General features: G+C 39.2%; 13 protein-coding genes and 1 other RNA gene. 8 read left to right on the top strand and 6 right to left on the bottom strand.

The window, feature by feature from the left end; all coding sequences use genetic code 11:
- Positions 1–66 precede the first annotated feature (66 nt).
- The 8 genes from Q0162_RS07730 (at position 67) to Q0162_RS07695 (ending at position 9,179) form a co-directional block, all read left to right on the top strand.
- Positions 67–3,138 carry a SusC/RagA family TonB-linked outer membrane protein gene (locus Q0162_RS07730; RefSeq protein WP_297890785.1) on the top strand — a complete coding sequence of 1,024 codons (3,072 nt, stop codon included), beginning with the start codon at positions 67–69 and terminating at the stop codon, positions 3,136–3,138.
- Between the two features lie 12 nt (positions 3,139–3,150).
- A complete protein-coding gene (locus Q0162_RS07725) occupies positions 3,151–4,683 on the top strand; it encodes a RagB/SusD family nutrient uptake outer membrane protein (protein WP_297890784.1) in 1,533 nt (510 codons plus the stop codon).
- Between the two features lie 170 nt (positions 4,684–4,853).
- A complete protein-coding gene (locus Q0162_RS07720) occupies positions 4,854–5,147 on the top strand; it encodes a hypothetical protein (protein ID WP_297890783.1) in 294 nt (97 codons plus the stop codon).
- A gap of 2 nt (positions 5,148–5,149) precedes the next feature.
- Entirely contained in the window at positions 5,150–5,440 is a 291-nt protein-coding gene (locus Q0162_RS07715; RefSeq protein ID WP_297890782.1) for a cell division protein ZapA, read from the top strand.
- 58 nt (positions 5,441–5,498) lie between these two features.
- Positions 5,499–5,610, top strand: a non-coding RNA gene (gene ssrS / locus Q0162_RS07710) — 6S RNA.
- 68 nt (positions 5,611–5,678) lie between these two features.
- Complete coding sequence (gene rny / locus Q0162_RS07705) at positions 5,679–7,247, top strand: ribonuclease Y (protein ID WP_297890781.1); 1,569 nt, start codon at positions 5,679–5,681, stop codon at positions 7,245–7,247.
- Positions 7,248–7,249: 2 nt separating this feature from the next.
- Entirely contained in the window at positions 7,250–7,780 is a 531-nt protein-coding gene (locus tag Q0162_RS07700) for a mechanosensitive ion channel family protein (protein ID WP_278638723.1), read from the top strand.
- 31 nt (positions 7,781–7,811) lie between these two features.
- Entirely contained in the window at positions 7,812–9,179 is a 1,368-nt protein-coding gene (locus Q0162_RS07695; RefSeq protein WP_297890780.1) for a DASS family sodium-coupled anion symporter, read from the top strand.
- 64 nt (positions 9,180–9,243) lie between these two features.
- Here Q0162_RS07695 and Q0162_RS07690 read toward each other — a convergent pair whose 3' ends face one another.
- From Q0162_RS07690 to Q0162_RS07665, 6 genes are all read right to left on the bottom strand, one after another.
- Entirely contained in the window at positions 9,244–10,431 is a 1,188-nt protein-coding gene (locus Q0162_RS07690) for an ABC transporter permease (RefSeq protein ID WP_297890779.1), read from the bottom strand.
- Complete coding sequence (locus Q0162_RS07685; protein ID WP_297890778.1) at positions 10,418–11,569, bottom strand: ABC transporter permease; 1,152 nt, start codon at positions 11,567–11,569, stop codon at positions 10,418–10,420. The genes Q0162_RS07690 and Q0162_RS07685 overlap by 14 nt, the downstream gene beginning before the upstream one ends.
- Before the next feature lie 21 nt (positions 11,570–11,590).
- Complete coding sequence (locus Q0162_RS07680) at positions 11,591–11,962, bottom strand: SMI1/KNR4 family protein (protein ID WP_297890777.1); 372 nt, start codon at positions 11,960–11,962, stop codon at positions 11,591–11,593.
- Between the two features lie 31 nt (positions 11,963–11,993).
- Positions 11,994–12,476 (bottom strand): hypothetical protein, encoded by a 483-nt coding sequence (locus tag Q0162_RS07675; protein ID WP_297890776.1) that lies wholly within the window; start codon positions 12,474–12,476, stop codon positions 11,994–11,996.
- Positions 12,473–12,790 (bottom strand): hypothetical protein, encoded by a 318-nt coding sequence (locus Q0162_RS07670; protein ID WP_276987684.1) that lies wholly within the window; start codon positions 12,788–12,790, stop codon positions 12,473–12,475. The genes Q0162_RS07675 and Q0162_RS07670 overlap by 4 nt, the downstream gene beginning before the upstream one ends.
- Positions 12,791–12,916: 126 nt before the next feature.
- A partial coding sequence (locus Q0162_RS07665) for an NTF2 fold immunity protein (protein WP_297890775.1) occupies positions 12,917–13,216 on the bottom strand: 300 nt, incomplete at its 5' end.

Genomic DNA, 13,216 nt, shown 5'->3' with positions numbered 1-13,216 from the left:
TTGTAATTTGCGAATTTGCAAATTATTATTATCTTTGCGCCCTAGAAAATGTTTAAAAACAAAAAAATGAAGCTAAATTTATTTTACACATGTTTTTTCTTCTTAACAGCTTCCTTTGTAATGGTAGCACAAAATGTAGACGTTACAGGAACTGTAAAAGATGAAAAAGGAGAGCCTTTATTAGGTGTATTGGTGTTAATCAAAGGTACCCAGCATGGTGCTGCTACCGATATGGATGGAAAGTACAGCATTCAAGTGAAAGTAGGTGATGTCTTGCAATATTCATTTTTGGGAATGAAAGCTGTTGAAAAGAAAATTACAGCAAGTTCTAAGCGATTGGATGTTGTTCTTAAAGACGATGTGCAAGAGCTTGAAGAGATGGTGGTTACCGGTTATGGAGCTCCTAAGGTTGCTAGCCGTACGGTAGCACAAGTAGCACAAGTGCAAGGCAAGGATGTAAGTAATACTCCTGTAGCTAGTGTTTCCGACGCATTACAAGGACGTTTAGCAGGTGTAGTAGTTACTACAAGCTCTGGTCGCCCTGGTAGTAATAGCGAAATTCTCATCCATGGTTATAATAACTTTCAAGGAGCTTTAAGAGGTGACCAAAATCAAACTCCATTATACATAATGGATGGTGTGGCAGTGAGCAGCAGTGTGATGAGTGACTTCAATCCTAATGATATAGAAACTATTACAGTGCTTAAAGATGCAGCTTCAACTTCTATCTATGGAGCGCGTGCCGCTAATGGGGTGATACTTATCACTACTAAAAAAGGACGCCGTAACGAACGTACTAATATTACAATTAGTAATCAACTCGGTTTCTCAGCACTTACCAATGCTAGTCGCAAATTCTTTGATGATATGATGACACCTCGCGAGTATATGGATTTTTGGCTTGAAAGAAGTCCTTCTTCTATTATCTCGGCAGCAGGAATGACAAGATTGGGCAATACACGAGAAATAGCTGAAGCAGCTGCTAATAAAATATTAGCCGAAAACCCTTATAATACTCGTTGGGATAAAGTTTTTTTCCGTGATTTTGTGCCTCTTACACGAACTGATGTCTCTCTATCAGGAGGAACTGAAAGCACATCATATTACCTCTCTTTGGGATATTTCAAACAAGAAGGAACCTCAAACCCTTCTTCCGATTACAAACGTTATACTCTCAATGGTAGTGTCAATACTCAAATTACAAAATGGTTGAAAGCAGGTATTTCTTTCGCAGCAGGACACAATGAACGCGATGGTAGTGGCTCTGACTCTACCATACGTATGAATACATTGCCTTTCTATTCTCCTACTTACGACGACGGAAAAAGAAAAGACTATATTACTAGTATTATAAGCCCCTCCTTAGGTTTTTATCATCCTGAGTACTATGCCGAAAAACACCCAAGATCCACTATTAGTGATGATTTTATGCCCTCAGGATTCGTTACTATTGAACCCATTAAGAATTTGGTGTTCAAAACACAAGGAGGTGTACAATACGGTTATGGAGATGTAGAAAATAAAGAGCTTTCTTCTTTTATTATCTATAGACAGCGCACTCCTGGCCCTACTACTAACCCCTATACACTCTTTAGTAGCAGTAGATCTCTTAGAAAAACTCTTACTAATACATTAGAGTATCGTTTCCTATTAGGAAAAAGAAATCAACATAATTTCAATGTATTGTTAGGTCAAGAATCTACTGAAAATAGCTCAAAATCATTAACAGTAGTAACTTATGGACAACCCTCCGATGGACTTTCTACTCTTTCACATGGTAATAAAAACAAAACAGTAGAAGATGATAAGTCTACTACTACTTTTAATTCCTATTTTGGTCGATTGGAATATTCTTATGGTAGTAAGTACTTTCTAGATCTTTCAGTACGCCGTGATGGCTCATCAGCTTTTGGTAAAAATAATCATTATGGTAATTTCTGGGCTGTAGGAGCTATGTGGAAACTCAAACAAGAGAACTTCTTGAAAAATGTAAAATGGCTTACTGATTTAAATTTACGCTTTAGTACAGGTCTATCAGGTAATGCAGGAGGGGGTAGTTACAATCACCTTACTACTATTCAAGGCGATAGCTATTACCAACAAAATATGGCATATTCCATTTATCGCCTAGGTAATCCTAATTTGCACTGGGAAGAACAACGTAAAACTACTGTAGGCCTCAATATTGTGATTGATCGAGGAACTTCCTTTAATATAGAATACTACGATCGCGAAACCTATGATATGCTTTCTAGCCGAGAGCTCAATACCACTTCTGGACAAAATCAGTTCTATGACAACGCAGGTGGTATGCGCAACCGTGGAATCGATTTTACTTTCTCATCAGTAGTGTATAGAAGTGAAAATAACGACCTCTCTATCCGTCCTTATTTCAACGTAAACTATAACAAACAAGAAGTAACTGCCCTTTTTGGTAATAAAATATCTGATGTAGGAACTAGCTCAGGAGTAGGTTATAAATTAGGTAGACCATTAGAATGGGCAGCTGTTATTCGCAAAGGAGTAAACCCTACAACAGGTCTTACCGAATACTATGTGCCAGGTACAGACCGTATGGAACAAGTAACCGATGATAATAACGTAACCACCTCTTATGACGATAGTAAATTAATACAAACTACAGGCAAAAAAATGCAAGCTCCTGTAAATGGAGGTTTTGGATGGAATGTTAGTTATAAAAACTTTAGCTTAGATATGGCTTTCTCTTTCTCATTAGGTAGATACATAGTAAATAACGATATGAGATATGTAGAAAACCCTGGTAGATTCGGAGTCTACAATATGAGTAGAAAAGTATTTGACTACTGGAAACAAGCTGGTGATGATACCCGCCACCCTAAAGTAAATTCAGATACTTTTATATATAGCTTGGATTCACGACTTATACAAGATGCTTCGTATATGCGCATGAAAAGCATCAGCCTTAGCTATCGATTGCCTAAAGAAATAATTGACCAAATTAAATTCTTTGAAGGTATACGCATTTATACTACCGCTCGCAATATCTTTACACTCACTAAATATGAAGGTGCTGACCCAGAATCATCAGGCGCAATCTCTTTAGGAGGTTATCCCCCTTCTCGACAATTCACACTGGGTATAGATCTTAACTTTTAAAAATATATAACAATGAAAAATTTTTATAAAATACTCGTTTTAATCACGATCCCATTCTTGTTGAACGCTTGCTTCAGTCTTGATCAAGAACCTTATAAAGAGCTCAGTCAGAAAAACTCTTTTAAAAGTCTACAAGACGCACAATTCTGGGTAAATGGAATGTATGCTTCTCTCCGTAACAATATATACGGAAGAGCAATGTATGCTACCGATGCTCAAGCCGATTTCGCAAACTTAGCACGACGCTCATCTAACTCCGACCTCCTTACTGAAATACACAATTGGACTTTACTAACCTCGTCTAATAGTGTAATAGCTGCAATTTGGCAAAATTATTTCAATGCCATTCAAAATATCAATATAGGATTAGAAGGTATCCCTACCATCCCTATATCAGCACAAGGAGCCGCAACTTCTACTACTCAAATCAACCAAAATATGGGAGAACTCTACTTGGCTCGTGCTTTCTATTACACCTACTTAGTAACACACTACTGCCCCGCTTACGACGAAAATTCAGCGTATGGATTGCCTTTGCTCGACAAGCCTACTATCAATGACTTCCCTAACAGAAGCTCTGTAAAAGAAACCTATGAGTTTATCTTAGCCGATATAGCTCGCGCTGAACAACTCTTAGCTAATGTAACAGGTAGCGCTGGTAAAGCTACCTTTTCTAAAGATGCTGTAGCTGCTCTTAAAGCCCGTGTCTTACTCTATAAAGAAGATTGGAATGGGGCTTATCAAGCTGCAAATCAACTGATTTCAGCTAATACTTACCCTCTAACTACCGCCTCCTCTACCTTGCAAAATGTATGGGAAAAAGATGATAGCGCCGAAACCATAACACGCCTATATGCACGATACGATAGAGGAAATACAGCCGAATTACCTAATGGTATGGACGTATATTTAGGAGAAGAAAAAAGTTACTATACACAAAAAGTACTCTACTATTATCCTAAATTAATCCCTACTCAATCATTCGTAGATTTATTCGACGATTCTGATTTTAGAAAAAATATCTATATCAAAAAATTGTTTGCCAACTATTCTAGCACAAAATACAACGATATCTACCTAGTTTCTAAGTATCCTGATAATGATGAATTAAAAAATAGTAGCAGAGATGACGCTACCTACCTCCACCGCCCTAAGGTATTCCGCATCGCCGAAATATACCTCATAGCCGCTGAAGCTGCTTATAAAAAAGGTGATCAAACTAATGCTAAAATCTATTTAGATAGACTACGCGCCGCTCGAGGTATTAGTAGCATAACCTATACCGATCTATGGACAGAAATACAAAACGAACGCAACCGTGAACTCGCCTTCGAAGGATTCCGTATGGCCGATATCAAGCGTTGGGGATTAGGCGTGGTGCGTGGTACTCCTCAAAATGTAAATGCAATAGTGTCTGACCCCGCCGATCAATATTATCAACTCAATATCCCCGCTGGAAATTATAAAATGACTTGGCCTATCCCTCCTAGTGATATCCGCTACGAACAAGGAAAAGCCAATTGGCAACAAAACCCAGGTTGGTAATTTCTTGAAAATCAAAATTAAAAGGCTGTCCTATTTTTTAGGACAGCCTTTGTCGTCTTGCCTCTTACCTCTTACCTCTTACCTGTTCAAAAAATATTTATTTACTAAAAAATTGCTTTTTATAAAAACATATTGTATTTTTGCCCCAAATATACAAAGTTCGCTATTGGATGAGTGATTTAAAACAATTGGTAGCCCTATTAGATGAAAAAGCTATTGCCCTACAAAACCAATTCAAAAACCTTAGGGAAGAAAATGGCAAACTAAAGCAAACCATTGAAGAACTTCGTAGTGAGAAAATAGCTCTTCAAAGCACTATCACTACACTAAAAGAAAAAAATGAAGCTCTCTCCATCGCCAACCGTATATTAGGCAGTAAAGAACACAAGAGAGAAACTAAACTGAAAATCAATACACTCATTCGCGAAATCGATGCCTGTATTGTTCAGCTCACAAAACAATAGCAATGGAACAGGACGAATTGAAAATTAAACTTTCAGTAGCCGATAGGCTATACCCCCTTACCATTGTACCCGCTCAAGAAGAAGGGTTTAGAAAAGCCGCTAAAAGAATAAATGAGATGATTCAAGAATTTGAATCTGTTTATCAATTGCGTGATAAACAAGATGGATTAGCTATGTGTGCCATCACTCTGGCAAGACAAATTGAACAATCCCGCCTCAACGAAATCCATAGCGATGAAACACTCAAAAAAACCTTGCAAAAGGTATACAACTCCCTAAACCAAATAGGGTAACAACACGTTCTTTTCACATAGAAAAACTTACTGCCTATATTGATTGTCCTTTCGGTAAACTCAACATTAACATTTCACAAAAGGGTGAGTTACAGTAGCTAAAGCGCGCCGGCCTTCTCTTGCCGGATACTTGATCTGCTGAGTATCCCTAAACCTGTTTTTCAGAGTTTTACGTGAAACCTATTAATCAATATAGGCATTTTTTTATATCAATATTTTATTTTTTTAAATCAACAAGATGGATAGTACAGTTATTATAAGTATTGCAATTTTTATTATCGCCCTTTTCATAGGGTTCGCTATCGCCAAAGTGCTGGAAAAGAAAAACGCTTCTAAAATCATCCTCAACGCTCAAAATGAAGCCGAGTCTCTTCTGAAAAATGCTAAAGTTGAAGGTGAAAATATTAAAAAAGACAAAATTTTCCAAGCTAAAGAAAAATTCCTCGAACTAAAAGCCGAACACGAAAAAACTATCGCTGCCAAAGATAAAAAAATGGCAGAGGCTGAAAAACGTATCCGTGATAAAGAATCTCAAGTATCCAATGAGTTAGCTCAAAATAAACGATTGAAAGATGAATTGGAAAAGAAAACTGAAGAAGCAGACTTCCGCCTTCAAACCCTCGACAAAAAACAAGAAGAAATAGACCGCCTACACAAAAGCCAAGTACAACAACTCGAAGTCATCTCTGGACTCTCCGCAGAAGAAGCTAAAAAACAACTTACCGACTCTCTTCGCAGTGAGGCTCAAGCTAATGCAATGGCTTATATCCAAAATTCAATCGAAGAAGCTAAACTCACCGCTCATCAAGAAGCTCGAAAAATCATCATCAACACCATTCAACGTATAGGTACTGAAGAAGCTGTAGATAACTGTGTATCAGTATTCAATCTCGAATCCGATGAAGTCAAAGGTCGCATCATCGGTCGTGAAGGTCGCAACATCCGTGCCCTCGAAGCAGCTACAGGGGTCGAAATCATTGTAGATGATACCCCCGAAGCTATTATCCTCTCTTGCTTCGATTCTGTACGCCGCGAAATTGCTCGTTTGTCATTGCACAAACTCGTAACCGATGGGCGTATCCACCCTGCACGTATTGAGGAAGTGGTTGAAAAAACTACCAAACAAATAGAAGAAGAAATCGTTGAAATAGGTAAACGCACCGTAATCGACCTCGGTATCCACGGATTACACCCCGAATTGGTGAAATGTGTGGGTCGTATGAAATACCGTTCTTCTTATGGTCAAAACCTCTTGCAACACTCACGTGAGGTAGCCAAACTCTGCGGGGTAATGGCAGCCGAATTAGGCTTGAACCCTAAACTCGCTAAACGCGCCGGACTCTTGCACGACATAGGTAAAGTGCCACAAGTGGAAACCGAAACTCCTCACGCACTCCTCGGTATGGAATGGGCAGAGAAATATGGTGAAAAACCCGAAGTGTGCAACGCTATTGGGGCGCACCACGATGAAATTGAAATGACTTCTCTCCTTTCACCTATCGTACAAGTATGCGATGCGATTAGTGGAGCACGTCCAGGAGCACGTCGCCAAGTACTCGATTCGTACATCCAACGCCTCAAAGACCTCGAAGATGCAGCCTTCACTTTCCAAGGTGTGAAAAAAGCCTATGCTATTCAAGCAGGTCGTGAGTTGCGCGTAATCGTAGAAAGCGAAAAAGTAACCGACGATAAAGCCGCAGAACTATCATTCAACTTATCACAAAAAATCCAAACCGATATGACCTACCCAGGTCAAGTGAAAGTAACGGTAATCCGTGAAACCCGCGCTGTGAATATAGCGAAATAGAAATGACCTATATACAAAATTACATATACCAAATCATCGCTACTGCCATTGCATTGGTGGTTTTCACTGCCTTGCGCTATTTGGTGAACTCTATTATCGAAAAGTTTGGCAAAAGAGCAGGTTTAGGCGTGAGCCGTACACGTTTGGTTAAAAAGTATATAGATTATTTTATCTATGCATTGGCTATCCTTACTATTGTCTCTATTTGGGGAATAAAAACCGAACAACTCTTCTTGTTCGTTACTTCAATTCTTACGGTAATAGGGGTAGCATTCTTCGCTCAGTGGTCTATACTCAGCAATATTACAGCAGGTATTATTGTGTTTTTCTCTTCTCCTTTTAGAATAGGTGATACTATCAAGATTTTAGATAAAGATTATCCTATTGAGGCTAAAATAATAGATATCAAGTCTTTTTATACCCTTTTGAAAACCGAAGAAGGTGAACAGATAAGTTTGCCAAACAATCTCTTGTTACAAAAGGGAATTGTGATTGTCTCGGAAGAGGAATATGCGATAAAACTAAAACCCTAATACCTCTGTAAATAACTAAAACCTAATTGATATGCTAACCAAAAACATCAAAAGTTCTGTTGTTATAGCCATCGCATTGGTGATCGCACTCTTGCTTTATTGGTTTCTTCCTTATGAAGAACCTACTAAAAAAGGCTTGGCACTACTTGCCTTTGTAGCCATTTTATGGCTTACTGAAGCCTTACATATCACTGTTACAGCACTGTTAGTGCCTGTATTGGCAATACTTTTAGGCTTAGAGAGTACTAAAAGTGCACTACAGGCTTTTGCAAACCCTACAATCTTCTTGTTTTTTGGTGGTTTTGCCATTGCTACTGCCTTAAGCGTCCAAAAACTCGACCAATATATTGCCCATAAGGTGATTTCTTTGGCGAGAGGTAATTTCCTATTAGCGGTATTCTTGCTGTTTTTAGTTACAGCTGTGCTCTCTATGGGTATCAGCAATACAGCTACAGCAGCGATGATTATCCCTTTGGCTATTGGCTTGCTCAAAAATATCGACTATGAGAGCAATAAAGGCACTTATGCCTTTGTGATATTAGGGGTGGCTTATAGTGCGAGTATAGGGGGGATGGGTACTTTGGTGGGTAGCCCTCCTAATGCGATTGTAGCTTCTCAATTGAACATCACTTTCGCCCAATGGTTGCGCTATGGTATGCCTACAGTTTTAGGCTTGTTCCCTTTGATGATTGGAGCTATGTTTGTGGTATTTCGCCCTAAACTGAACATCAAGATAGAGAGTGAAACAATGACTGAAAAACTGAACACTAAACAATATCTCACTATTCTCATCTTTTTAATTACAGCTCTTTGCTGGATATTTGGCGACGTAATCAATGAGGTGATTACTTCTTTCTTGCATATCGAAAAAATAAAAGATTTTGATGCTGTGGTAGCAATGATTGCCGCCGTGTTTGTGTGTTTGTTTGGCGTTGCCGAATGGAAACAAATACAAGAAAACACCGATTGGGGCGTGCTAATGCTCTTTGGAGGCGGACTTTCATTAAGTGTAATCCTCACTCAATCGGGAGCGAGCAAGGCATTGGTAGATTCGGTGCAGTTCCTCATTTCTGATAGTAGTTACTTTATCATTGGAGTTGTGGTGGCTACTTTTATCATCTTCCTCACCGAGTTCACTAGCAATACCGCCAGTGCAGCACTATTGGTGCCTATCTTCATTTCGGTAGCCGAAAATATGGGACTTGATCCGTTAGGGCTTTCACTCATCATAGGTTTAGGAGCATCTTGTGCCTTTATGTTGCCCGTTGCAACTCCGCCTAATGCCATTGCTTATGGTACCGGTAAAGTGCTTCAGAAGGATATGGTGAAGGCTGGTTTTGTACTGAATATATTATGTATTATTTTTATATCACTAATGGCTTTCTCCTTTTGGAAATAATAAACAGAAAATATTAAAAAAAGCTGCCTGAACACAATGTTCAGACAGCTTTTTCTTTTATCTCTTACTTATTCAAAACTCTTTTTAAGGTGAAAGTAGCTAATACTAAATACACTAAACAGAGTCCCCACATTCCCAGCCAATAAGGCATAATGGTAGTGAGATGAGACCCCATTTGGGTGATAGAAATAAATCCTTTTGCCCCTAAGGTAGTAGGCACGATATACGAAAAGATATTTAGCCAATCGGGCATTGCTTCAGTAGGCCAAGAAAAGCCAGTGAGCATTACTGCTGGCAGCGAGGTGTACATAATGAGCATAATCGCATCTTCACGTCGGCGTAGAAAGTTGAGCAAGCAAAGCCCCATAAACACTATCGAAAGGATAAAAGGTATCATAAATACCAAAGTACTGAGCATTGAACTGCGTACTGGAATACCAAACAATGGCATTATAATTCCTAAGATAATGAGCAAAATTACGGTTGAAAATCCTAAATAGGTAGTAGCTTTACCCATTACAATAGGTACTGCTCCCCAAAAGCTATGTGAATTGGGGTATATTTTGCGTAGTTTGTTACCTTCGCGCATTGTACCTCCTAAAATACCCACAGCTGTGAGAATGGTGGTTTGGAAGATAATCACCAATACTATGGGGATTAGGAAAGTAGCATAACCCGACGAAGGGTTGTATAAACTCACTACTTTAGCGCTTACAGGCATAGCTTCCTCACGTGCTTGGGTAGGGAGTTTACCTTGTGCCGACGAGCGCTTCATCTCCACACCTGCATTGAGATAGGCTGCCGAGAGTTTGGCAGCAGTAAGCACTTGCTTGTAATAGAGCATATAGGAAGCATCGGCGTAGACGGATATAGAGGGTTGTTCCCCGCGTTGTAGGTCGCGTGCAAAACCATTAGGGATGGTTACGATACCGCGTATTTGCTCGCGCTGGAAAGCCTTTTCTGCTTCGCTGAGGTTGAGATAGCTGCTGTAGATAGCTACGCCACTATTGGCATCTATCATACGCAATAGCTGGCGACTTTGCGCTGTATTATCTTCATCAACTACTCCAATAGGGAGCTTTTGTAGCGTTTCTTCAGAATAGAGGTAGGTATACAAGAAAGAGACTACTACCGCTACGATAACAAACGAAAAGAACACCGCTTTGTCGCGGAATATGTATTTGGCTTCCCAGAGCATTGCACGGGTGAAGTCGGCTGAACTTTGATATATATAACTTCTAAATTGTTTCATATCCTCCTGATTTTATTTTCTTTACAAATATAGGGTAGGCAACTATCAGCAATAAGCCGAAGAGCAATAAGGCTAAAAGCGGTTGCCACGTCATTTCCACAGGGATTCCTTTGATCGCACGATTTACGTAGTATTTCATAAAATGAGCATAGGGGAAAATTTGCGCTAAATACTGCATACTCTTTGGCAATCCTTCCATCGGAAAAGTATAAGCGGCAAATGAGAAGGCAATCGCTGTGAAACCACTGCCGATGGTGAGTGCCGACCTGAAATTAGGTAGGAGAGAGACCAGTGTAATCCCGATAATTTGATAAATGATGACTAAGGCAAAGGTGATGAGCACTACGTTGAACATCGGGATATGGAGGGGAGCACCTATAAGCCCAAAGAGGAGATAGTTCATCCACCACGCGACAAAGAGGAGCGTTAAGGTATAAGGCAGAAGTTTGCCAATTAAGGCTTTTAGCGGACTGCCACCAGCCTTTTTGAGCCATTGTTTCCCCCGACGGTAACGGAATTCTATTCCTAATACATACACCGTTACCATCATCACAATCATTTGGAGCATCATCGGCAAGAGTGCTGTGAGGAGGTAATAGGCATAGTTAGCATAAGGGTTAAACAATCCGTGGTCGTCTACCTTTACGGTTTGAGCCTCAGCGCGTACCTTCTCTGTCTGTTGCCCTTTTTGCATTTTCTTCTTCATTACCAGTCCGGCAGAGAACATTCCTACAGTAGTTTGAAAATCCTTTTGGATAAGACTTGCCCCCAGCATAAACTGACTATTGGTATAGCAAATCACCGATTGGTTTTCACCTTTGAAGAGTTTTTGCTGAAAGTCGGCAGGGATAACGATAAAACCCATAATCTGCTGTTGCTGGATAAGTCGTTGGGCTTCTTTTTCATCGGTGAGTTTGATTTTCAGGTCGATGTTTGGGGTAGCATCGAGCATACGCAAGAGGTTTTCGGACAGCTGACTTTGGTCGTAATTGATATACGCCATAGGCAGGTCGCGAGGCACGCCTTTGTAGAAAATAGCCGCAAAGAACCCAAAGATAACCAAAGGGAACACCAAAACGTAAAACAGTCGTTTGGGTGATAGGAAAAGGTTCTTGCATTCGGTTTTAAAATATTTCATAGTATAATTAGCAAGTTAGGTTTATTCTTTTTCTTCCAAAGTAGCTTCTGAAAGTAATTCATCAAAGCTATTAGCTATTTTGTGAGTAGATTTATCGTCAAGCCAATAGTCCCAAACTGACCCATCGGAGAGGTTGAAGTATAGTCTGGAGTCATCACCTAGACTACCAAAAACAAAAGTGTTTTCAGTATTAGGTTTATCAAGATATTGTAGTAATTGCCACGCTTGATAGTCTCTGCTCAGCTTTTCAAAAAGGAGGTTACGATTTTTAATATCCAAATCTTTACCTTTGTACTGATAAAGGCAATATAAATCAAAACTGCTGAGGATTTCCTTGTAAAAAGCAGGAAGTTCAAAGGAATGTTTTTGCTCTGTTTCTGTAATTCTGTTCATACTTTTTTATTTATTAAATAATCTAAGTTAATTATATTTCTTCAGCGTCTTCTAAGTTTTCTATTAGGATAGGTTCTTCATCTTTAAAATGAAAAGAAACGCCATAAGGTTCGCAAAAGCTGAAACTACCTCCAGCGAAATGCAATATCCACTCTTTGTTGTCATAGAACAGGAACTGAGGACTTTCAAAAGGAACTTCCTGCAAGGGAACGCTTAGCAATTGTTTTTCTTCTTCTGAAAGATGAAAGCCTTCTGAGCATATCAGCAGTTGTTCTTGAAAATAAGAAAGTGCTTTGGCTACCAACTTATCTGCGCTGATAAGAATCTGTTCAATAAAAGCAATAGTATCAGGGGTGATGGTTTCACTTTTGCTAAACACAGAAAAAGGTAGCTGTAAAGTTTCTTTGTAGAAATCACTTTTCCAGAGGTATGAAGCCTCCCAAAAATACTCGTCTCCCACTTTTTGAGAGAAAGCAAAAGTGCCAAACTTGGTGTTATAATGTGATATGTTCATTGTTTTAACCAATTAATTTCCTCGTTACTAAGGAGAAAATATTTATATACAAAATTTTCGCAGGCTTCTTGTTCATTATCAAAAGATTGTTCATCAGAGAAACTATGCCAATCGGCAAGGCATACGACCCATTGGTTTTCTCGTTGCAGAAAACAAGTGTTGCTCACGGCCAGACTGCCGCTCTCAAAAGTATCTGTCTTGAAATAGCACCAAGAAGGGTCGTAGTTTAGAGCTTCTAAAGTTAGCAGCAACTCTTTAAATGATGGGATAGGGAACTGTTCTTTTATTTGGGCTAAAAGCTGTTGTCTTTTCATTTTTTCTTGTTTTTTTATTTGATAACCAAAATAGAATAAATATCCAAGCTAAAACGGCTATCAATGGAGAGACAAGTAAATCGTAATTCACAAGAGCAAAACTGTATTTTTTAAATATTCTTTATTTTATATAATCACACTCTTCCATTTTTCAGGGTCTCTGTTTTCAGGCAAATACTGTTCTTTGATAGTATCTAATAGCCAGCGATTTTCTATGAGTTTGTACTTGTATTCGCGCTTGTAATTCATTCTTGCATACTCTCTATCGGTAAAGATAGAGGCTTTTTTACCTGTGATTTGTACTTCGGTAATGGTTTCTTTAGAAGGGTCGTAATTAGGAGGAAAGATGTGACTAGTGTACTCAGCACCACCATATTTGCGTTCGCGTTCGGTGATGTATTCCTTATAAATAGGGATACGAAGCTC

Origin of the sequence: uncultured Capnocytophaga sp. (assembly GCF_937936315.1) — a bacterium.
In the GTDB taxonomy this organism is placed as follows: Bacteria; Bacteroidota; Bacteroidia; order Flavobacteriales; family Flavobacteriaceae; genus Capnocytophaga.
This window is presented reverse-complemented; position numbering and strand designations above follow the sequence as displayed.

Bases quoted from the DNA above. Each gene is read 5' to 3' on its own strand.
- Q0162_RS07730 (WP_297890785.1), top strand. From the start codon at position 67: ATGAAGCTAAATTTATTTTACACATGTTTTTTCTTCTTAACAGCTTCC.
- Q0162_RS07725 (WP_297890784.1), top strand. From the start codon at position 3,151: ATGAAAAATTTTTATAAAATACTCGTTTTAATCACGATCCCATTCTTG.
- Q0162_RS07720 (WP_297890783.1), top strand. From the start codon at position 4,854: ATGAGTGATTTAAAACAATTGGTAGCCCTATTAGATGAAAAAGCTATT.
- Q0162_RS07715 (WP_297890782.1), top strand. From the start codon at position 5,150: ATGGAACAGGACGAATTGAAAATTAAACTTTCAGTAGCCGATAGGCTA.
- rny (WP_297890781.1), top strand. From the start codon at position 5,679: ATGGATAGTACAGTTATTATAAGTATTGCAATTTTTATTATCGCCCTT.
- Q0162_RS07700 (WP_278638723.1), top strand. From the start codon at position 7,250: ATGACCTATATACAAAATTACATATACCAAATCATCGCTACTGCCATT.
- Q0162_RS07695 (WP_297890780.1), top strand. From the start codon at position 7,812: ATGCTAACCAAAAACATCAAAAGTTCTGTTGTTATAGCCATCGCATTG.
- Q0162_RS07690 (WP_297890779.1), bottom strand. From the start codon at position 10,431: ATGAAACAATTTAGAAGTTATATATATCAAAGTTCAGCCGACTTCACC.
- Q0162_RS07685 (WP_297890778.1), bottom strand. From the start codon at position 11,569: ATGAAATATTTTAAAACCGAATGCAAGAACCTTTTCCTATCACCCAAA.
- Q0162_RS07680 (WP_297890777.1), bottom strand. From the start codon at position 11,962: ATGAACAGAATTACAGAAACAGAGCAAAAACATTCCTTTGAACTTCCT.
- Q0162_RS07675 (WP_297890776.1), bottom strand. From the start codon at position 12,476: ATGAACATATCACATTATAACACCAAGTTTGGCACTTTTGCTTTCTCT.
- Q0162_RS07670 (WP_276987684.1), bottom strand. From the start codon at position 12,790: ATGAAAAGACAACAGCTTTTAGCCCAAATAAAAGAACAGTTCCCTATC.